At 69.9% G+C, this 20,041-nt stretch carries 15 protein-coding genes and 2 pseudogenes; 12 read left to right on the top strand and 5 right to left on the bottom strand.

The genetic code is table 11. The features are described from left to right. Window positions 1-24: 24 nt before the first annotated feature. The 3 genes and pseudogenes from ACFW6B_RS39355 (at window position 25) to ACFW6B_RS39345 (ending at window position 4,717) form a co-directional block, all read left to right on the top strand. A complete protein-coding gene (locus tag ACFW6B_RS39355; RefSeq protein ID WP_386604400.1) occupies window positions 25-1,287 on the top strand; it encodes an MFS transporter in 1,263 nt (420 codons plus the stop codon). A gap of 7 nt (window positions 1,288-1,294) precedes the next feature. After that, window positions 1,295-2,992 carry a family 20 glycosylhydrolase gene (locus ACFW6B_RS39350; protein WP_386604398.1) on the top strand — a complete coding sequence of 566 codons (1,698 nt, stop codon included), beginning with the start codon at window positions 1,295-1,297 and terminating at the stop codon, window positions 2,990-2,992. Between the two features lie 742 nt (window positions 2,993-3,734). Further along, window positions 3,735-4,717, top strand: a pseudogene (locus tag ACFW6B_RS39345) (IS5 family transposase). A 38-nt stretch (window positions 4,718-4,755) separates the two neighbouring features. On the opposite strand, the gene ACFW6B_RS39340 reads toward ACFW6B_RS39345, so the two are convergent. The 4 genes from ACFW6B_RS39340 to ACFW6B_RS39325 form a co-directional block, all read right to left on the bottom strand. Beyond that, on the bottom strand, window positions 4,756-5,862 hold the full coding sequence (locus ACFW6B_RS39340) for a hypothetical protein (protein ID WP_386604395.1): 1,107 nt from the start codon (window positions 5,860-5,862) through the stop codon (window positions 4,756-4,758). 373 nt (window positions 5,863-6,235) lie between these two features. Further along, window positions 6,236-7,372 carry a tyrosine-type recombinase/integrase gene (locus ACFW6B_RS39335; RefSeq protein ID WP_386604393.1) on the bottom strand — a complete coding sequence of 379 codons (1,137 nt, stop codon included), beginning with the start codon at window positions 7,370-7,372 and terminating at the stop codon, window positions 6,236-6,238. 157 nt (window positions 7,373-7,529) lie between these two features. Continuing rightward, window positions 7,530-7,925 (bottom strand): hypothetical protein, encoded by a 396-nt coding sequence (locus ACFW6B_RS39330; protein ID WP_386604391.1) that lies wholly within the window; start codon window positions 7,923-7,925, stop codon window positions 7,530-7,532. 243 nt (window positions 7,926-8,168) lie between these two features. Further along, the gene (locus ACFW6B_RS39325) at window positions 8,169-8,786 is read right to left on the bottom strand and encodes a CGNR zinc finger domain-containing protein (RefSeq protein WP_386604414.1); all 618 of its coding nucleotides are present in this window, start codon (window positions 8,784-8,786) and stop codon (window positions 8,169-8,171) included. 164 nt (window positions 8,787-8,950) lie between these two features. Here ACFW6B_RS39325 and ACFW6B_RS39320 point away from each other — a divergent pair, with 164 nt between their 5' ends. From ACFW6B_RS39320 to ACFW6B_RS39285, 8 genes and pseudogenes are all read left to right on the top strand, one after another. Beyond that, window positions 8,951-9,694, top strand: a complete 744-nt coding sequence (locus ACFW6B_RS39320) for a metallophosphoesterase (RefSeq protein ID WP_386604389.1) — start codon at window positions 8,951-8,953, stop codon at window positions 9,692-9,694. 26 nt (window positions 9,695-9,720) lie between these two features. Continuing rightward, window positions 9,721-10,341 carry a LysE family translocator gene (locus ACFW6B_RS39315; RefSeq protein WP_386604386.1) on the top strand — a complete coding sequence of 207 codons (621 nt, stop codon included), beginning with the start codon at window positions 9,721-9,723 and terminating at the stop codon, window positions 10,339-10,341. A gap of 129 nt (window positions 10,342-10,470) precedes the next feature. Then, the gene (locus ACFW6B_RS39310) at window positions 10,471-11,457 is read left to right on the top strand and encodes a hypothetical protein (RefSeq protein WP_386604384.1); all 987 of its coding nucleotides are present in this window, start codon (window positions 10,471-10,473) and stop codon (window positions 11,455-11,457) included. A gap of 46 nt (window positions 11,458-11,503) precedes the next feature. Beyond that, window positions 11,504-12,520, top strand: coding sequence for an AraC family transcriptional regulator (locus tag ACFW6B_RS39305; protein ID WP_386604382.1), 1,017 nt, complete (start codon window positions 11,504-11,506; stop codon window positions 12,518-12,520). A 346-nt stretch (window positions 12,521-12,866) separates the two neighbouring features. Next, window positions 12,867-13,103, top strand: a complete 237-nt coding sequence (locus ACFW6B_RS39300; protein ID WP_386604380.1) for a hypothetical protein — start codon at window positions 12,867-12,869, stop codon at window positions 13,101-13,103. A gap of 259 nt (window positions 13,104-13,362) precedes the next feature. After that, a pseudogene (locus tag ACFW6B_RS39295) lies at window positions 13,363-13,611 on the top strand (IS5/IS1182 family transposase); the annotation flags it as partial. A 65-nt stretch (window positions 13,612-13,676) separates the two neighbouring features. Next, window positions 13,677-14,117 carry a DUF6086 family protein gene (locus ACFW6B_RS39290; protein WP_386604378.1) on the top strand — a complete coding sequence of 147 codons (441 nt, stop codon included), beginning with the start codon at window positions 13,677-13,679 and terminating at the stop codon, window positions 14,115-14,117. A gap of 382 nt (window positions 14,118-14,499) precedes the next feature. Then, on the top strand, window positions 14,500-15,804 hold the full coding sequence (locus ACFW6B_RS39285) for a M28 family peptidase (protein ID WP_386604376.1): 1,305 nt from the start codon (window positions 14,500-14,502) through the stop codon (window positions 15,802-15,804). Between the two features lie 121 nt (window positions 15,805-15,925). On the opposite strand, the gene ACFW6B_RS39280 is transcribed toward ACFW6B_RS39285, so the two are convergent. Beyond that, window positions 15,926-16,408 (bottom strand): hypothetical protein, encoded by a 483-nt coding sequence (locus tag ACFW6B_RS39280; protein WP_386604373.1) that lies wholly within the window; start codon window positions 16,406-16,408, stop codon window positions 15,926-15,928. Window positions 16,409-17,120: 712 nt separating this feature from the next. Between ACFW6B_RS39280 and ACFW6B_RS39275 the strand changes: the two genes are divergently transcribed. Next, a complete protein-coding gene (locus tag ACFW6B_RS39275; RefSeq protein ID WP_386604371.1) occupies window positions 17,121-19,904 on the top strand; it encodes a glycosyl hydrolase in 2,784 nt (927 codons plus the stop codon). Window positions 19,905-20,041: the final 137 nt, after the last annotated feature.

Below are 20,041 nucleotides of genomic sequence, written 5' to 3'. Positions count from 1 at the left end.
TAAGGGCACCGCAAGGGAGCGGCCATGACCACTCATCCCCCGGCAGCAGCCGTCGTCGACGCGCCCTCGTCGCCGTCGCCGTCGCCGTCGATGCGCCGTCTGTTCGGGATGATCGTCCCGTTGAACGCCGCCATATACCTGATCATCGGAGCGGTGCCCGGCATCCTGCTGCCGCTGCAGGTCCAGGAGATCGACCGGGCGGGCAAGGCCGCCGCCCTGGCGCTGATCACCGGCATCGGAGCCTTCGCCGCGATGATCGCCAGCCCCGTGGCGGGACTGCTGTCCGACCGCACCCGCAGCCGGTTCGGCCGGCGCACCCCGTGGATCGCCGGCGGCAGCCTGGCCCTGGCACTGAGTCTGGCCGTCATGGGCCTCGCCAAGAGCGTGCCTCAGCTGATCGTGGCCTGGGTCGTGGTCCAGATCGTGCTCAACTTCGTCATCAGCCCGGTCACCGCACTGCTGCCCGACCGGGTGCCCGCCGCGCGCCGCGGCAGCTTCGCCACCGTCGCCGGTGTCAGCATGATGCTCGGCATCGTGAGCGGTCAGGCGGCGGGCGCGGCCCTGTCCGGGCAGGGCCTGTTCGCCTACGCCGGACTCTCCGCCGTCCTGCTGATCGCCGTCCTGGCCTTCGTCCTGGTGTGCCCGGACACACCGAGCACCGGGCAGGTCAACGAGCCGTTCGACCTGAAGGTCTTCCTCCGGACGTTCTGGGTGAGCCCGCGCCGCCATCCCGACTTCTTCTGGGGGTTCCTGGCCCGGCTGGCGCTGTTCACCGGCTACTTCGTGGTCACCGGCTACCAGCTGTTCATCCTGCAGGACTACGTCGGGCTGAAGGACGACGCCGTGGACCTGGTGCCCCTCCTCGGCGGGATCAACCTCGTCGCGCTGGTCATCACCACCTCCTTCTCCGGCCCGCTCTCGGACCGCATCGGGCGCCGCAAGCCGTTCGTCATCGCCTCCTCGGTCGTCATGGGAATCGGCATGGCCGTGCCCTTCGCCGTCCCCACGGTGACCGGCATGATCGTCTACACGGTGGTCGCCGGACTCGGCTTCGGCATGTACTCGGCCGTCGACGCCGCGCTGATGTCCGAGGTGCTGCCCGGCGAGTCCTCCTACGCCAAGGACCTCGGCGTCCTCAACATCGCCGCCACCCTGCCGCAGACCATCGGCCCCTTCCTCGGCGGCGCCATCGTCACCCTGGCCGGCTACCCGGCGCTGTTCCCCGTCGCCCTGCTCCTCGCGGTCGCCGGCGCCCTGGCCATCATCCCGATCCGATCCGTCAAGTAGGCACCCCATGACCGACACCATCATCCCCGCGCCACTGCACACGACCACCCACGACGGCGGCGGCCTGTCCATCGCACCGGGCGCAGCCGTCCTCGGCGGCCCCGACCTCGCCGACACCCTCCAGGTGTTCGTCGACGACGTGGCGCGCGACACCGGTCTGCGGCTCGCTGTGAACCTGAACGGCACCGGCCCGCAACCACACACCGCCGCGACGATCCAGGTGGAACTCATCACCTCCGGGCCGGCAGCCGAGGAGCTGGCCGCCCTCCCCGAACCTGGCGGCCTGCGAGCCGACAACGGCGACCCGACCGCGGAGCGTTACGGACTGGAAGTCAGCGGCGCCCACGCCCGGGTCTGGGCCGCCACGCCCGAGGGCGTACACCGCGGCCTGACCAGCCTCCGGCAGCTGCTGACCGCCGGGCTGCAACCCGACGGAACCGCCCAACTGCCGCCGCTGCGCGTCCTGGACACGCCCCGCTACGCCTGGCGCGGCCTGTCCCTGGACGTCGCACGCACCTTCCACGACGCCGACCAGGTGCTGCGCGTCCTGGACATCCTCAGCCTGCACAAACTCAACGTGCTGCACCTGCACCTGACCGACGACCAGGGCTGGCGCGTCCCCATCACCAACTGGCCCGCCCTCACCGAGGTCGGCGGCACCGGCGCGCTGGGCGACCGGCCCGGCGGCTGGTACACCGCCGAGGACATCGACCGCATCGTCACCCACGCACGACAGCGGCACATCACCGTGGTGCCGGAGATCGACATGCCCGGCCACTGCCAGGCGGTGTTCCGCTCCTATCCCGAACTCGCGCCCGCCACCGGCAATGCCGTACCGGACCCGGACCCGGCGTCGGTGCCGGTGCCGGTGCCGGTGGGCAACCTCGCCCCCCACCGCGAGATCACCTGGCGGTTCGTGGAGGACGTCCTCACGGACGTGGCCCGCCTCTTCCCCGACTCCGCATATCTCCACCTCGGCGGGGACGAGGCGTTCGGCATGCCGGACGAGGCGCACATCGCCTTCGTCGACCGGGCCCGGCACATCGCCCGCTCCCTGGGCCGTCACGTCGTCGGCTGGCAGGAGACCGCGCGCTCCGCCGTCGGCCCCCAGGAAGTCGTCCAGTACTGGATCGACGCTGCCGAGATGCGCGAGGCCCTGGACTCCGGCGCCCTGGCTCAGATGATGCCCGCGGAGACGGCCGCGATCGTCGCCGCGACCATGGCCAAGGCCGAACACGACATCGACCGTGCCGCGGACAAGGGCGCGAGCATCCTGCTCTCGCCCACCTCCCACCTCTACCTCGACCGCCCCTACGCCGAACCCGGCGCCGACGCCGACGATGAGGCCCGGCGTGCCCGGGTGGGTCTGCCCGTCTATCCGCCCAAGACCGTCGAGCAGATCTACGACTGGGCCCCCGACAGCGCGCTGGCCGCCGCCACCGATCGCGAAGCCGCCGTCGCCGGTGTCGAGGCCGCTCTCTGGTGCGAGACCGTCACCTCGGGCGAAGACCTCGAGTTCCTGCTCCTGCCCCGTCTCGCCGGGATAGCCGAACGCGCCTGGTCGCCCTCCGGCGCCGGGACATGGGACGACTACCGCGGCCGCCTGGCCGTCCAGTCCGCGGCATGGCACCGCCGCAACTGGACCTGGTTCGCATCCACCCTGATCGACTGGCCCTCCCACCCGGCCAGGAACGAGGAGGCCTGAACCACTGACTTCTCCGTTGCGGGCCGCTGGCAGGGCTGTTCCGCAACGGACCTCCCAGACCGGGCGGTGTGACCGCTCCCCGGCCGGCCCGGCAGGAAAACGGGCCGGCCGAGATACCGCCCGGTCGGAGCAGCGACCTCGTCGCTGCCGTGGAAGGCCCCCGGCGCCTCTCCGCGCCGGGGGCCTTCTGCCACTCTGCAAGGCGCCGTCACCTTCTGCAGACCGCACACTCCGGCCGCCCCGAAGACCGCACCCTCGGAATAACGCTCCCCGACAGCCAGAGCGGCCGCCTGGAGCACCGCACGGCGTGAGGCATACACCAACGTGGCTGGGTTCTGTACCGTGAGTGGCTCTGGCCCACTTCCGGTGGTGACACCGAGTGAATTCGGGTGCTCAGAGTAGTAGCCGCTGGTCGGATCGTGATCTGCGCTGCTGGGACCTCCCGGACGTAGCCCCTGAAGGCCGCGGAGAACTCCCCCGAGCTGCGGTGGAAGCCTTCAGACACCACCTTCAGCGACATGACGCTCCGTCACCACCGAAAGTGAGACAGGGCCGTTAAATTGACACACCTGGGCGGGGACGACACGGACGCGTACAGGCATCTCGTACGCACAGGAGAGCTACCCCCGCAGGCGCGGGGACGACCCGCATTAGGGCGTGTATTGAGTTGTGATCGATCTGCGGGATTCGATCTCGCGACGGGATCTGGTCCGGTAGACCTTCTTGCGTGACGTGAGGGCAACTGGCGGACGCAGAGTGGGAGTTCATCGGGCCGTACCTGCCGATCGGCGAGTACGGTCCGTACCCCGAGCGGCTGCGGCAGCAGTTCGAGGGTGTGATCTGGCGGTTCAGGACCAGCGGGCAGCGGCGGGAGATGCCGACCAAGTTCGGTGCCTGGTCGACCGTGCACAATCGCTTCCGGCAGTGGCGTGACGCCGGCGTCTTCGAGGCCCTGCTGGAGGGCCTGATCGCGGAAGTGGCGCAGCGGGGTGAGGTGGACCTGTCCCTGGTCGGCATCGACTCCACCACCGTGCGGGGACACCACGATGCCGCTGGGATGCATCTGGGCGAGGACGTCGTCACTGTCCTGGAGAAGGCGGCCGCCGAGGAGGAGAAGGCCAGGTCGAAGGGGGCAGTCTCGGAGAACGAAGCGGGCAGGACGCTGATCCCGGGCGACAGGAGCGGCGACGCGTCCGGCGCCGGCGAGGAGTCCGCCTGAAGGCCGCTCTCCTGGGACGTTCCAGGGGCGGGCAGACCGGCAAGGTCCATCTGGCCGCCGACCGCAAGTGCCGCCCGCCGGTGTTCGTGCTGACCGCGGGCCAGGCTGCGGACAGTCCGCAGTTCATCCCGGTGCTCGAGAAGTTACGGGTCCGCGGCCCCGCCGGCCGACCCCGCACCCGGCCGGACGCGGTCGCCGGGGACAAGGCCTACTCGTCCCGCGGCAACCGGGCCCACCTGCGCGAACGGGGCATCAAGGCAGTGATCCCTGAGAAGAGGGACCAGGCCGCCAACCGGAAGGAGAAGGGCTCCAGGGGCGGTAGGCCCATCAGCCACGACGCCGCCCTCTACAAACAGAGGAACACCGTCGAGCGCCTGATCAACAAGCTCAAGGCCTGGCGAGGCATCGCCACTCGCTACGACAAGACCCCCGAGAGCTACCTCGCCGGCCTCCCCCTGCGTGCCTCGATGATCTGGATCAAGGACCTCACCCGAAGCGAACCTTGATCACGAACAGAAGGTGCCCTCGTCCTGAACGTCGTACCTCACCCGTCGAAGCGAGACCAGTGAAACCCGTGTTCGAGCAGCGGGGTCAGGGTTCCGCGGTGGAGCGCGCCAAAACTCACGACCGCCTCCTTCTCGTCGCTGCTGACCTGCGTGAGCAACCCCGGGGCCACGAAGAACTTCTCGGCTGTGTAGGTCGGCAGGAACGGGCTCAGGGGTATGGGGCGCAGAACGCTCCACAGTCCGTCGAGGCGCGTGGTCGGTGTGCAGTAGGTCCATGCGTGGTAGGGGGAGGCGTTCATGGCTTCGTTGAGGGTGAACTGCAGGAGGAAGCGGCTCAGCGGTTCCTCCTCGAGGATCGTCTCCGGGGCCGGATCATCGGGGTCTTCGGTGAGCCACACGCGAGGGTCGGCCTCGTCCTGCTCACCTTGCGGCCACGGAATGGACCAGTCCCTCACGCCCTGGTTGTCCATGGCGAAGACCAGCCGGTCGCCGTACGGTCCGCAAGCGCGCTTGGGCTGTTTCAGCATCGGATTGTGGAATCGGTGGAGTGCCGGGCGCAGGCGGGCCAAGCGGTGGAAGGCAGCCAACGCCGTCGGCAGAGCGTCGAGGTCGCCCTCCGCAGTTGCTTCCTTGGCCGGCTCCGTCTCCTCAGTGGGGAACCAGCCGAGGACGAACGACTCCAGAGCCCGGACCGGATCCGTTTCCACGTGGTCAACCCAGCCCACGCCCGGCACCGGGCCTGGCTCCGGGACCGGTCGGACCGCGTCCAGCATCGCGCGACTCAGAGGCTGGTCGAGCTCCAAGTCCGCATGGTTGAAACCGGCAGGTGACCACGACCGCCCCCTGCATCGGGCGGTGCCGAGAGGAAGACAGCCCCCGCCAAGGTCGGCGAAGAGGTGAATGGGCGGAGCATCTCGGAAGGCAAACCGTTCATGAAGTGCCGGGACCGGCTCCCCGCGCAGCAGCACCTTGGTGGAGTCCTGAACGCCGCTGACCCCCGGATTGTCCCCGGGCGCGACGATGACGACGGTGGCGTCCGCCCCTACCCCGATCAGCGCCGGACCCATCTCGTACCGGTGGAACCCGACTCCGGCGACGGACATCGCCGCCGCTTCGGTGATCAGAAGCGGCAGCGTTTGCGACATGTGGTCACCCTATCCAGAAGGATGGGGCAGATTGATCGGGACTCAATACGCGCCCTAGCTGCGGATATCGGGCCCGATACCCGAGCTACCCCCGCAGGCGCGGGGACGACTCCACTTGTCACGAGAGACGGGGGTCACGACCAGTCGTCCCCGCACTTGCGGGGGTAGCTCGTCGGCGTCGAGCCCGAGGGCTTCGCGGTCTTCGTCGTCCCCACGCTTGGGTGGGGTAGCTCTCGGCTCCCCCACCCAAGATCCGGACCATGCACGGGCCAACGCCGCTTCCCAGGCCCCGTGATCCTCCGTTTCCACTGGTCAACGAGGTATCGAGTCCGTACCACCAGCAGACGAAGAACCTGCTGGCCTCAAAGGCGCATCAAGCTGTTTCCCACAGGCCTGCGTCCAGGACACGCGCCGCCTTGGTGATGCTCCCCGGCATCAGGTGCCGGTACGTGCGGTACGTCTCCTCGATCGACCCGTACCCCATCCACTCGGCCACGTCCGTGATCGGAATGCCGCTTCCGAGCGCGTTGGACGCGAAGTAGTGCCGGAAGCTGTACATCCCCATCCCGTCGATCACCGGCAGCTTCTCGAAGAGGCTGCGGACGCGGCGGCGCTCCATCGGCTCCGTGTAGTAGCCGCTCGACCCGCGCAGCAGATGACCCTCCGCAGTGGCTCCGTGCTTCTGCGCGTACTGTTCCATCGCCTCCCGCACCGAGCGGGGCAGCGGAACCTCCCGGAACTCCCCCGGCTTGCGATGCTTGAGCTTCGCCGGCCTGTGCGTGTTGCCGTAAATCTGCTCGTGCACGCGGTAGACATCGTCCGCCACCACGTTGTTGATGTTCACGGCCCGTGCCTCACCGTTGCGCAGTCCGCACCCCGCCATCATGACGATCTCGAGCGCGAGATCGTCACCGGCGACAGCCAGTGCCTGCTTCAGATACGCCAGGGTCGGGATGACCACCTTCCCCCGGACGTACTCCGGTTTCTGCACGCCCCTCATCGGGTCGTCCCCCATCGCTCCCTTGTCGTAGGCGTCGCGCAGGATCGCCTTCAAGGTCTGGAGTATGCTGATCTGATTTCCCCGGCCGACCCCGTCGGTCTCCAGCTCGTCCAGGAAACGCTCGACCACGATCGGCGTGACGGAGTTCAGCTTCCGCGACCCGATCCGGGGATTGATGTGGGCGTTGAGGGCACTGTCGATGCGCTGGCCCGTGGAGTACTCCGCTATCCGACGCTGCCGGGACCTCCACTGCTTCGCGTATTCCTCCACCGTCATCTGCCCCAGCTCGCGGCGGGCCTCGGCGACGGATGGCGCCGTCCGCTTCTTCTCCACGTATATCTGCGTGAGGCGCTCGACCGCGTCGTCCTGGGTGCCGAAGCCGGCCTCCTCCCGCTGTTTCCCGAGCGCGTCCCTGAAGCGGATCGCGTACGGGTGCGGGCACCGGGTCGGCCTGTCACAGGCACAGTCCTTGAAGAACGACCCCATACCGCGGGCGAGCTGACGAGCCATGGAGCGAACCTTCCGAACGGGTGCCGAGCATCTGCGCCTTGGCGTCCGCTGCGGCGGACGCCAGGTCAGCAAGCCGGGACTCCCCCGCGCCCGATGCTGACCATTTGCTGACCTGAACAACATCATCATGCCTTTGACCTGCACAGATGCCCAGACACTAGATCTTGTTGTACATCAGCGTCCTGGTGCCGGTCCAGGTTCCCGGGACGGAGGCCTTGCCGAGCAGTCCCTCCCAGGTGGCGCCGCCGTCCCAGGAACGGTCGAGCCACACCGAGTCGCCGGTCACGCCGCCGTCGATGCTGGCCCACGCCATGTCGTCGGCGTCGGAGACGTGCAGTTCGAGGCGGCGGCCGTTGAGGTCCACGGCCGGTACGGGGAAGCGCTCCTGCCTCGCCTGCGAGGGGTCCAGCGTGTCGCAGGCCAGGACGCACACCTGGGTGGCGGCGGTCGCGGGCGTCGCGTCCGGGAGGACCGCCGCGCACACGAGAGCGGCCACCAGGGGGAAACGGAGGAACCGTGGTCCGGCAACGATGTCGGCGCTGCGCAAGGACACCGGGACTCGCCTCGATTTCACGATGGGGGATGCCGGATCGGCGGGCGTGACCGCGGCCGAGGGCTCCGTGGCGAGCCGAGCGAACGGCGGCCGAGCGTGGTCCGTACCTCTTCGAGGCAGTGATGCCGCTTGGCGAGTCCCCGTCAATACCGCCAACGGCGGTCTCCCCCGACGCAGTTCACGGTGGCCCCGGAGTCCCGGTCCGGCCGGCACGGCCGACGCGGACACCGGGGCCGACGGCGGTCAGGACGGAGCGGAACCGCCATCGGCGGCCATGCGTTGCCGCTGGTAGTGGCGCGCCGCCCGGGCACGGTTCCCGCAGGACGGTTTGCACCATTCCTGCCGTCCGTGGCTCTTGACGAAGTAGCGCACGCAGCGCGGCGCCGAGCAGGCCCGCAGCCGGACGCGCTGCGGACCGCTCAGGAAGTCGATGGCGGCACGGGCCAGGGCCGCCACGAGCCGGACCCCCGGGTCGTTCTCCGTGGACAGCAGACGGGCCGAGGGGACACCGTCCGACGGCCAGTCCAGCTGCGGGACGACCGCCTCACGGGCGGCAACCGCGTTGAGGTGGGCCAACGCCTGGTCGGCCGGCATCAACCGCCGGGCGTCCGCCGGGCTGGGGGGAGCGGGAGCGACCACCCGGGCGAAGAGCGCCCGGACCGCCCGCCGCAGTTCGGTGATCTCGGTCCTGAGGCCGTCGTCCACCGCCGCTCCCCCGGCCGGAACACGGCCGGCCAGCAGGTCGGCCTGCGCCTGGATCCAGCGGGTCGCCCCGTGCGCCGTGGCGAGGTCGTCGACGACACCGCCGTCCCCGTCGTGGCGGATCGTGCTCGCCAGTTCCAGTGCCAGCCAGCGCCCCATCAGCGTCTCCTTCCCGCCGGTCGTCGACCACTTGATCACACTCTCGTGCACACCCTAAAGTCTCTAACGGAAAAACAAGAACTTCCGTTAGAGGTTGAGGTGGGGAGACAGCCCCGCCTCGGTGTGGACCGGTGGCCGGGAGCCGCCGTGGGAGGGGACGGAGAATGACCGTGCTGCTCGCTCAGATCAGTGACCTGCACCTGGACGGCAGTGAGAGGGCCACGCGGCGCGCCGGCCGCGTCATGGACTACCTGCGGGCCCTGCCTCGTCCGGTCGACGCGGTCCTGGTCACCGGGGACATCGCCGATCACGGCGAGGAAGCCGAGTACGAGGAGGCCGCCCGCATTCTGGCGGCCCCCTTCCCGGTGCTCACCTGCCCCGGCAACCACGACGCGCGCCCGGCCTACCGCAAGGCCCTGCTCGGAGAGGCACCTGGCCAGGACCCGGTCAACCGGATCCACCACATCGCCGGGACCGCCGTCCTGATGTGCGACTCCACCATCCCCGGCCGCGACGAGGGGCGGCTCGACGCCCGGACACTCGACTGGATCGACACCCAGCTCACCGGACTGCCGCGGGACACCCCGGCGCTGATCGCCTTCCACCAGCCGCCGGTCGAGCTCCACCACCCCCTGCCCGACTCCGGCATGCTCGAACAGCCCGGGCGACTGGCCGCACTGCTGGAGGCGCACCCGCAGGTCGTCGCCGTCCTGACCGGACACGCCCATACGGCGGCCGCCTCGACCTTCGCCGCCCGTCCCCTGATCGTCGGGCCGGCCGTCACCTGGACCCTGCGCATGCCCTGGGAGGGCGACCGCCCCGCGGACCGCGACCAGCCGCCCGGTCTCGCCTTCCACGTCCTGGGCGACGACCGGCGCCTGACCACCCACTACCGCGTCGTCCTCTGACCCCGTCCACCGAGCCCGGAGACATCGTGGTCCACCCCTACGCCGTCCTCGGGTTCCTGGCGGCGGTCCTTCCCCTGGTCGTCACTCCCGGGGCCAGCCTGGCCCTTCTGGTCCAGCACGTCACCGCCGGCGGCCGCCGCCGGGCCCTTCCCGTCGTCCTCGGCACGGCCACCGGGCTGTACATCCACGCCGCCTTCGCCATGGCCGGCCTGTCGGCCCTGGTCATGCACTCCAGCCAGGCGTTCACCGCCGTCAAGGTCATCGGCGCGGCCTACCTCGTCGGCCTGGGCGTATGGACATGGCGATCCGCCACGGCATCGGCGCGCGCTCCCGTCCGCCGGCATCCGCCGGTGCGGTCGGACTCCGTCTGCACCCAGGCGTTGCTCGCCAACGTCCTCAACCCGAAGGCGGCCTCCATCTACCTGACCCTCGTTCCCCAGTTCATCGAAGCCGATCACTCCTTCGACGCCCAGATCCTCACCCTGGCCACCGCCCACGCACTGCTGGTGACGCTCTGGCTCCTCGCCTGGACCGTCCTCGTCCGACGCGCCTCCCGCACCCTGCAAAGACCCCGCTTCAAGCGCACGGCCGCCAGGATCACAGCCGTGGTGTTCCTCGCGCTCGGGATCCGAACCGCCGTGACGTAGGCCGACAGCCGCCTTCCGAGTGCCGGTGACGTGCCGGCACCAGCGACGGACTCGGGCTTCCCTGGCCCGGATCCCGGCCCGCACGGCCCTGGAACCCGGCCCGCACGGACCCGGCGTTAACCTCGGCGGATGACTTCTGTGAGCCGTCCGAAGGTGATCACACGCCACCGCGACGGAGCGATCCACGCCTACGTGATCGACTCCGGCGCCCTCGGGACGCTGGAGCCCGCCGCGGTGTTCCGGCCGCGGCCCGGTGACGAGGTCGTGCAGTCTGCGGTACGGCCCGACCTGGAGCGGGTGGTGTACACGACGCTGAACGCCGTCGTCTGCCTCACCCGCACCGGTGACCCGGTGTGGACCGCGGACTTCGAGCCGCACTCCGACCTGCCCCACGGCCACCGCCCCGGCTGTGAACTGTCCCTGGACGGCCGGACCGTGTGGGTCTACCGGCCCGACGTGATGGCGGGACGCGGGAGCAGGGACCAGTGGGTCGCGCACGACGCCGACAGCGGGGCGGTCCTCGCGCGCCGGGAGCTGGAGACGGTCGGACACGGCGCGAGTCACCACGTGCACCCCGTGGACGGCAGCGTGTACCTCGACATCGGTGAGGGCCAGGACGGCTCCGTCGTTCTCCGGGGCACGGCCGGGACCGACGGCGGGGCGGAGTTCGTGACGTACCCGTGGGGAGACCGCTGTCTGATCGACCTGGCGCCGGACGGCGCGCAGTTCATGACCGTCGACCACGAACAGGCGGACGTCGCCTTCCACCGGCACCCCGACGGGGACGTGCTCTTCACCCTGCCCGTCGAGGCGTTCGGGTTCGACCCGGAAGAGACCTTCGTGGAATGGAGCGGCGGCTATCTGTCGCCGGACCTGGCCGTGGTCACCCTGGGCGGCGAACGCGAGGACGAGGAGGAGTGGTTCAGCCACCACCTCGTCGACGTACGCACGGGCGGACCCCGCGGGGAGATCGCCTTCGAGGTGAGCCGTCCGTACGAACTCGTGCCGCTGGGCGACGGTTCCTGGCTCACCGACGGCCCCGACGGCAGCCCCGTCCGCCGGTCGTCCGCCCCGCCGCACGGCACCCTCGCCGGAAACCGGGACCTCCCCGCGTGAAAGGATGCCCACGGACGCGCCTCGGGGGGATATCGGAGGTGACCGGATGATCGGGACCCTGTTCCGGAGCGAGGACGTTCCGGCGGCGGACCGGTTCGAGTACTGGCGGGAACTGGTCGGCAGGACGCGTTCCCCCCACGAGATCACCAGCGTTCACGCCGCCGACTTCCGGGCCGAGCACCGGCTGATGGAAATGGGGCCGACGGCCGTGTGGCCGGCGTCGTTCCTGCCCGCGCGCCACCGTCGCTCCTCCCGTCAGGTGCGCCGGTCCGACCCCGAGACCTACCACCTCACGCTGCTCCTCGAAGGCGGGCTGGAACTCGACCACGCCGGGCGGAACACCGCGTTCGGGCCGGGCGACCTGCACGTGGTCGACAGCTCACAGCCGTACGACCTGAGGTCGGCCGACGACGGGAAGCACCGGACCGTCAGCGGGGTGGGGGTCGACTTCCCCAAGGCGCTCCTGCCCGTACCACCGCACCGGATGAGGGAGTTACTGGGCCGGCCGCTGTCCGGGCGGGAGGGCCTCGGCTCGCTTCTCGCGGACTTCCTGGCCGGCCTGGGCCGGCAGGCCGAAACGCTCCGGCCCTCCGACGCGCCGCGGCTGGGCACGGTCGTACTCGACCTGGTCTCGGCCCTGTTCGCCCAGGAACTCGACTCCGAGACCGCCCTGTCGCCGGAGACCAGACAGCAGGCCATGGCGGAACGCGTCCGGGCCTTCATCCGGCAGAACCTGCACGATCCCGAGCTGGCTCCGCCCGTGATCGCCGCCGCGCACCACATCTCCGTCAGCTACCTCCACCGGATCTTCCAGCAGCGGTTCCAGGGCGAGACGGTCGCGGCCTGGATCCGCCGCCAGCGGCTGGAGGGCGCCCGCAGCGACCTGGCGGATCCCGCGCTGCGCGGTACGCCGATCCACGCCGTCGCCGCCCGCTGGGGCATTCCCCGCGCCTCCGACTTCACCCACGCCTTCCGGGCCGCCCACGGCCTCTCCCCCCGCGAATACCGGCTCCAGGCGCTGTCCGAGCACACGAGCGGGCCCGAACCGGCCGCCGTCCGCTGACAGTCGGGCCCACCCACCCCCAGGAGTGCCCGTCACTCCCCCGCCCGCCCGAGTGCACCCAAAAACAAGTCACTGGCGACGCACAGGCAACGACAGCACCGCGACATCCCGGCATTGTGGTGCGCAGCCGGTGCGCCCGCCCGCCATCGGCGCTCGGCGGAGGACGTCACGCCGCGGGGTACCGATGCACAGGGGACATCGGTACCCCGCGGCCTCCGCCGTCCGGCGGGCACGGAGCGGGAGGACCGACTCCGGGCGCGCCGGGGGTTGTCACGGGCAGGCGGCTCGCACCACGAGACGGACGCGAGCCGCCGCATCCGCATCGGACACACAAAGGAATCCAGACATGCGCACGCGTCGCATGATCGCCGCTCTCGACTTCACGACCATGGCCATGGCCACCGCGGGACTCGTCCTCGGGGCGGCACCACAGTCCCAGGCCTCCGCGTCACTCGCCTGTCCCGATCACGAGACGTACTGCACGGTGCTCCAATACAACACCGTGCCCAGCACCGGGGCGTTCCCACAAGTAGGCTCTCCGCATGCGTTTTTGCGGTTCAAAGGCTACTTCGACACCCCGTAACGAGTCGCATGTCCGGCCGGCTTTCCCCAGGTTCTTCAGGACTCACGCTGACCCCACCGGGGCGACGCCCTAAAGGCGTCGTTTCTTATGGCGTTGAGATACATTGAGATGCGTTGAACGGTACATGGCGGATCTTGCGGAGCGGTTGGTGCCGGACGAGTTATGGGTGCTGTTTCGGCGGCAGCTCCCGCCAGTGTTCGGCCCGTGCCGGCAGACGGTCTACCGGCGCTTCGCCCGGTGGAGCCGGGCCCGCGTCTGGGCCCGGCTCCACTACGACCACCTGCGCAGATGGCTCCGCAAGCGCGGCATCCGGCACCACATCGCCCGCAGAGGAATCGAGTCCTCGCAGCGGCTCGGCCGCCGCCGATGGGCAGTCGAGAGAACCGCGTCCTGGCCGGCCGGCTGCCGTCGACTCCACCGCCGCTACGAACGCAAGCCCGAGCACTTCCCGGCCTTCGTCGGCATAGCCGCGGCCCTCATCCGCCACCGGCGTCCGGCGAAGACGTGACGCAGACGACGGCAATGATCTGGCTAGATACGCCGGCCTGTCCTGACCAGCTGAAAGGTGCCGCGATGAGCCAGTACTTCGACATCGGTGACGAGACACTGTGGAACCCGTCCAATGGAACTTCTCGTATGTTCCAGCGCCAGGTAGCGGTCTTCGAAGCGGAGCTGGAACTCCCGTCGGGCATCGGGCCGATGGAGAACGACGAGTGCCAAATCAGCCCTGAAACCCTCGAGATCTTCGTCAACGCCCTCTTGGCGAAGCACCGGAGAACGAGCCACGCCATCTGGCTCGCGCTCTCCGAAGGCTTCACTGCCACGGTGCTGGTTCTTGCGGAGCGCTCCGGGATCAAGGTGGACTGGGCACGCCACGAAGCCACTCCAGAAGCCCCGCTCGAGGACGTGCAGATTTCCACCGTCACTGGGATGCCCGCCCCTGCGCATGGCGGAGTCTGGGCCGCGGGCCTGCGTGAGAAGGCACGGGAGCTGGGGCGGCGCATGCCCCGCTGACCGGAGCAACCGCGCATTCGGAATGGGGTCGCACCCCGAGCCGCCAGGAGGCCCTGTCTTCATGCGCGCACAACGGGGAGATCACCCGACCAGGAACTCCGTTCGATCCGCACGTTCCAAGATCGGTTGAAATGCGGCTTCTCGCGGCGGAGAGACCTGTCCGAAACGGGCTGCAACCGCCTGCACGGTGCCTACAGCTGTGCGCATCAACCCAGCTCACGACAGGCACTCTTGACGCAACGTCAACACTCATCGACCATTCACTTCGCATCGCCGCACCAGGCACAGGCTTTACACAGCTCCAACGTCCCGCGTCACCACTCAGCGGGACGTTTCGCACGTTCCGCAACCCACCTTCAGTTCGGAATCACGGAGCCCCCACATGAGCCTCTCCGCACGTCATCGTGTCCTCGCAGTGGCCGGTATCACCCTCGCCGGGCTGCTCGCCGGGGCCGTCCCGGCAGCCACTGCCCAAAACGTCGCAGCCGCACCCGACATCCCGGTCGCCAACGTCAAGCAGCACCTCGCCGATCTCCAGTCGATCGCCGGCGCCAACGGCGGCAACCGCGCCCACGGTCGGACCGGCTACAAGGCGTCCGTCGACTTCGTCAAGGCGAAACTGGACGCCGCCGGATACACCACGAGAATCGAGCAGTTCACCTCCAGCGGCTCCACCGGCTACAACCTGATCGCCGACTGGCCCGGCGGCGACACCAACCAGGTCCTCATGGCCGGCTCACACCTCGACTCGGTGACCTCCGGCCCCGGCATCAACGACAACGGCTCCGGCTCGGCGGCCGTCCTGGAGACCGCGCTGGCCGTCGCGCGGACCGGGTACCAGCCCACCAAACACCTCCGGTTCGCCTGGTGGGGCGCCGAAGAACTCGGACTCGTCGGCTCCAAGTACCACGTCAACAACCTGCCGTCCACTGAACGCGCGAAGATCAGCGGCTACCTGAACTTCGACATGATCGGCTCCCCCAATCCCGGCTACTTCGTCTACGACGACGACCCGACGATCGAGAAGACCTTCAAGGACTACTTCGCCGGAATCGGTGTCCCCACCGAGATCGAGACCGAGGGCGACGGCCGCTCCGACCACGCCTCCTTCAAGAACGTCGGCATACCCGTCGGCGGGCTGTTCACCGGCGCCAGCCGTACCAAGACCTCCGTGCAGGTGCAGAAGTGGGGCGGCACCGCCACCGCCTTCGACCGCTGCTACCACTCGTCCTGCGACACGACCACCAACATCAACGACACGGCTCTGGACCGCAACAGCGACGCCGTCGCCCACGCGATCTGGAACCTCTCGTCCGGCACGACGACCCCGCCGACGGGCACCGTCTTCGAGAACACCTCCGACGTGTCCGTCCCGGACAACGGCGCCGCGGTGACCTCGTCCGTCAACGTCACCGGAATCACGGGCAACGCACCCAGTAACCTCGCCGTCGGCGTGGACATCGTCCACACCTGGCGCGGCGACCTGGTCGTCGACCTGGTCGCCCCCGACGGCACGGTCTACAACCTCAAGCCCTACTCGTCCTCCGACTCCGCGGACAACGTCCGGACCACCTACACGGTCAATGCCTCGGCAGAGGTCGCCAACGGGACCTGGAGCCTGCGCGTCCAGGACAGGGCCACGTACGACACCGGGTACATCAACGGCTTCAAGTTGACCTTCCCCTGACCACCACCCGAGCACGACCACGCGCCCGCCCGGGCATGGCACTCCTTCGACCCTCGGCATGAGGGCTGCTCGTCGGCTTCACGGTCCCCCGTAGACCCACGGAGGACCGTGGCCCGTCGGCCTACCCGGTACCGGAAGGGGCGACAGGACACGCCGCGACCGGAGTGACGGAGTCGGCTCGGGACAGGCGGACCGTCACAGCGACGCCGTCGGTCTTGAGCACGACCGTGCCAGGCCGGACCGCGACGACCTCCCCGCACAGCGTGGTCGCGCCCTGCCGGATCATCAGTTGCGGAAGGTTCTTCGGCGGGGCGTACCAGGTCACGCCGACCGCGGTGACGAGCAGGGCCGTGCACAGGCAGGTCGGGATGATCCCCGCGCGCAGATGGCGGGCGCCGGCCAGAGCCTCGTCGTGGTCCTCGACCTCCAGCGGCCGCCCCCTCGCCTCCTCGGACTCGGACAGCCGACGGGCACAGGGGCGGCCGTGTGCCGCGCGAAGCAGGCAGAACGCTCCGACCGCGCCCACGCACAGGGCGGCCGCCAGCAGCAGGCCGGCAGCCGCGGACCAGCCGGGTGCGAGCCGGGAGCGAGCTGTCCTGGACAAGTCCCTCGGGGCCGGTGCGGGCAAGGGCACCGCCGTCAAGAACAACGCCGCCTCCGCGTCGAACCCGAGCAGGTACGGCCTGAACATCTACTCCAACAGCAACCTGGCGGGCGCCTGTGACTCCATCCCGCCCACGGGGAGCACGGACTCCCGGCGCGTTCGTGAGGGGGCGCCGGCCCGCCGTCCCGTCGGCGGACCGCGCACGGCAGAGGTGAACACCGAGCCCTGCCGGAGACCTCGGCATCCCGCCGCCCACCGGGCAGCCGTATACGTCGGCATTCGCTCCGTCCGGACCCGCCCCGCCGAAGCCGGTCGGCGTCCGCGGCCCGAAGCGGGACGAACGCACCTCCCGCGACCGACGGCCGAGGACGCCCTTCACCCCACCCGCCCGCTTCGAGGGCGACCGCCGCGGTCGTACGTCCGGGGGCGGTTCCGCAGCGCGGGAGTCGGACGGCTGCCCAGGTCATGGGCGTTCGGGCGTTCGATCGAACCGGCCGCGGCACGGGAACCGGCGGCCCGAACGGCGCCTCCGCACCCCCCGGGTGCCGGCCGCACCGGCCCGCGCCGCCAAGAGCCGAAGACATAACAGACTTCCTCGATCGTCAACTGCCAAGCACGTTCCATGTATTGACACGCACATTACAGAGGCTTTACGTTCCGGCCATCTGAGAGCGCTCTCAGGCTCTCCTCATGTGAAGACTTGAGGTGCCGCATGCCATCCCCACGCAGCAGACCGGCCGTCACACTGCTTCTCGCCTCAGCCCTCGCCGTCGTCGGCCTGGTCCCGGCCGCCGCACCGGCGGCCGCGGCCACCGTTCCCGTAGGCTCCGGCAGTTACTCCGACACCCGGCCACCCGGCACGTCGGGCCCCACCACCAACACGGGAACACCCGTCACCCCCAAGGTGACCACCGCCGCCCGGAACCGGCCCGTGCCCACCAACGACTGGTGGTCCTCCCTCGCCTTCCAGCGCTACGGCGACAACCCGTGGTCGACCCCCATGTACGGCCACCCCCTCACCTACCAGGCCACGGCCGGCGGGCTCGACGTCGGCTACCCGACGTCCCCCGCGATCGTCGGTGACGGCCGGCAGTACGAGTACGCCCACAAGCGCGACCTCACCATCGGCCTGAGCGGCCTCAACTCCCCCGACACCAAGGCCGACGACTGGTCCGACTGGACGGTCACCCCCCTGTGGTCCGACGGCACCCGCACCCTGCGCACCACCATCGGCCACGGCTCCCCGTTCGTGTACGCCAGGGGCTCCGGCGGCAACGCCCAGATCACCACCGCCGCCGCGCCCACCGTCTTCGCCGACCAGACCAACGTCCTCGGCATCACCGTCGGCGGGCACCACTACGCCCTCTTCGCGCCGACCGGCAGCGACTGGAACGTCGCGGGCTCCACCATCTCCACTGGTCTCGGCTCCAAGGACTACTTCTCCGTCGCCGTGCTGCCGGACACCGACGCGCTGGCGACCTTCAAGAAGTACGCCTACAGCTTCGTCACCGGCTCCAAGGTCACCTGGAGCTACACCGGTGGCACCGTGAACGCCGCCTACACCCTCACCACGGAGGCGAAGGAGGGCACCGAGCGCGGCACGCTCCAGGCGCTCTACCGCCACCAGTGGCTGAACACCACGGACGCCCTGACCTCCTACACCTACGTCTCACCGCGCGGCACCATGAAGGTCCGCGAGTCGGCCTCGTTCACCACGAGCCAGAAAGCGGCGGCGGTCCTCCCCGCGCTGCCGAAGTCGAACGGTGTGGACGCGGACCGGCTGCGCGGATACCTGAACGAGGTCGTGAACGCCGCCGACCCCTTCTCCGGCGCCACCGACACCTACTGGACCGGCAAAGCCCTCGGCCGCCTCGCCCAACTCGTCCCGGTGGCCGAGCAGATCGGTGAGACCGGTATCCGCGACAGGCTCCTCGGCCTGATCAAGGGCAAGCTCCAGGACTGGTTCACGGCGGGCGGCGCGAACGAGTTCAGCTACGACGAGGACTGGAGGACCCTCACCGGCTATCCCGCCTCCTACGGCAGCGACACCGAGCTCAACGACCACCACTTCCACTACGGCTACTACGTCTACGCGGCGGCCCTCGTCGCCCAGTACGACCAGGGATGGGCCGCCGAATCCGCGTGGGGCGGCATGGTCGAGACCCTCGTGCGGGACACCGCCAACCCCAGCCGCACCGACAGCGCCTTCCCCTTCCTGCGCGGCTTCGACGTCTACGCGGGCCACAGCTGGGCATCCGGTCATCAGGGCTTCGCCGCCGGCAACAACCAGGAGTCCTCCTCCGAGTCCACCAACCTCAGCGCGGCCCTCGTCCTGTGGGGCTCCGCCACCGGCGACACCTCGCTGCGCGACCTCGGCGCCTACCTGCTCACCACCGAGTCGGAGTCGATAGCCCAGTACTGGTTCGACGCCGACGAACAGGTCTTCCCCTCCTCCTTCGGGCACGACACGGCGGGCATGGTCTGGGGCAGCGGCGCCGCCTACGCCACGTGGTGGACCGCCAATCCCGAGGAGATCCACGGCATCAACGTCCTGCCCGTCACCGGCGGATCACTCCACCTCGGCGGGGAGAAGGCCGCCGTACGGCGCAACATCGCGGAGATGGAGCGGGAGAACGGGGGACCCGCCGTCGAATGGCGCGACATCCTCTGGGAGTTCCAGTCCATGGCCGACCCGACGACGGCCAAGGCGAAGTGGGACGCGGGCAACGCCGGATACACGCCGGAGGAGGGGGAGTCCAAGGCACACACCTACCACTGGATCAACACCCTCGACGCGCTCGGTGCCCCCGACGCCACGGTGACCGGCGACATCCCCGCCTCCGCCGTCTTCACCAAGGGGACGACCCGCACGTACGTCGCCCACAACCACGGATCGTCGGCCCGCACCGTCACCTTCTCGGACGGCAAGACCCTTTCCGTGCCGGCTCGCTCCACCGCGAGCGGCACCGGGTCGGGGACCACGGACCCCGACCCCGACCCCGACCCCGACCCGCCGACCGGGAACACCTTCCAGCTGCGCAGCGGCGGCGCCCTGACCACGGCGACCGACGGCACCGCGGGCAGCGACACGATCGCCTCCGCGGGCGGCGCCAACCACGACGGCACTCCGTACCAGCCCCTCGTCTACGAGGTCCGCGGAGTCAACGGCACGCTCACCCCGGGCACCGGAACCACGTTCCGGCTCCAGGTGGACGCCGGCACCACGGTCGCTCTCGGCCAGCAGGCGCGTATCAGCTACGACTTCACCGGGGACGGCACCTTCGACCGGACCGAGACGTACCACTACTTCGCCACCGACCCGGTCGCCGGATGGGAGGAGTACACGCAGGTCCGCGGTCTCAAGGCGTCCACGGGCACACCGGGCGACCTCACGGGCGGCACCGTACGCCTCGAGGTCTGGAGCGCCATCGGCAACGGCACCTCGAAGCTCCAGACGGGCACGGACAAATCCGTGGTGGTGATCCCCTACAGCTGATCCGGTGAGAACCGTGGGGGGGGGGGGCGGGGCCGGGCGGCGCCCCCCCCCCCCCCCCGGGCGGGCACGAATACCCGGCAAAGCCCCCGCGGGGGGGGCCCCCCGGGGGCCGGGGGGAGTAAGGCAAGAACCCCAAA

Origin of the sequence: Streptomyces sp. NPDC058751 (assembly GCF_042746485.1) — a bacterium.
GTDB lineage: Bacteria > Actinomycetota > Actinomycetes > Streptomycetales > Streptomycetaceae > Streptomyces.
Note: the sequence above shows the minus strand (reverse complement) of the source record. Positions and strands in the feature narration are given on the sequence as shown.

Bases quoted from the DNA above. Each gene is read 5' to 3' on its own strand.
- ACFW6B_RS39355 (WP_386604400.1), top strand. From the start codon at position 25: ATGACCACTCATCCCCCGGCAGCAGCCGTCGTCGACGCGCCCTCGTCG.
- ACFW6B_RS39350 (WP_386604398.1), top strand. From the start codon at position 1,295: ATGACCGACACCATCATCCCCGCGCCACTGCACACGACCACCCACGAC.
- ACFW6B_RS39340 (WP_386604395.1), bottom strand. From the start codon at position 5,862: ATGTCGCAAACGCTGCCGCTTCTGATCACCGAAGCGGCGGCGATGTCC.
- ACFW6B_RS39335 (WP_386604393.1), bottom strand. From the start codon at position 7,372: ATGGCTCGTCAGCTCGCCCGCGGTATGGGGTCGTTCTTCAAGGACTGT.
- ACFW6B_RS39325 (WP_386604414.1), bottom strand. From the start codon at position 8,786: ATGGGGCGCTGGCTGGCACTGGAACTGGCGAGCACGATCCGCCACGAC.
- ACFW6B_RS39320 (WP_386604389.1), top strand. From the start codon at position 8,951: ATGACCGTGCTGCTCGCTCAGATCAGTGACCTGCACCTGGACGGCAGT.
- ACFW6B_RS39310 (WP_386604384.1), top strand. From the start codon at position 10,471: ATGACTTCTGTGAGCCGTCCGAAGGTGATCACACGCCACCGCGACGGA.
- ACFW6B_RS39305 (WP_386604382.1), top strand. From the start codon at position 11,504: ATGATCGGGACCCTGTTCCGGAGCGAGGACGTTCCGGCGGCGGACCGG.
- ACFW6B_RS39300 (WP_386604380.1), top strand. From the start codon at position 12,867: ATGCGCACGCGTCGCATGATCGCCGCTCTCGACTTCACGACCATGGCC.
- ACFW6B_RS39290 (WP_386604378.1), top strand. From the start codon at position 13,677: ATGAGCCAGTACTTCGACATCGGTGACGAGACACTGTGGAACCCGTCC.
- ACFW6B_RS39285 (WP_386604376.1), top strand. From the start codon at position 14,500: ATGAGCCTCTCCGCACGTCATCGTGTCCTCGCAGTGGCCGGTATCACC.
- ACFW6B_RS39275 (WP_386604371.1), top strand. From the start codon at position 17,121: ATGCCATCCCCACGCAGCAGACCGGCCGTCACACTGCTTCTCGCCTCA.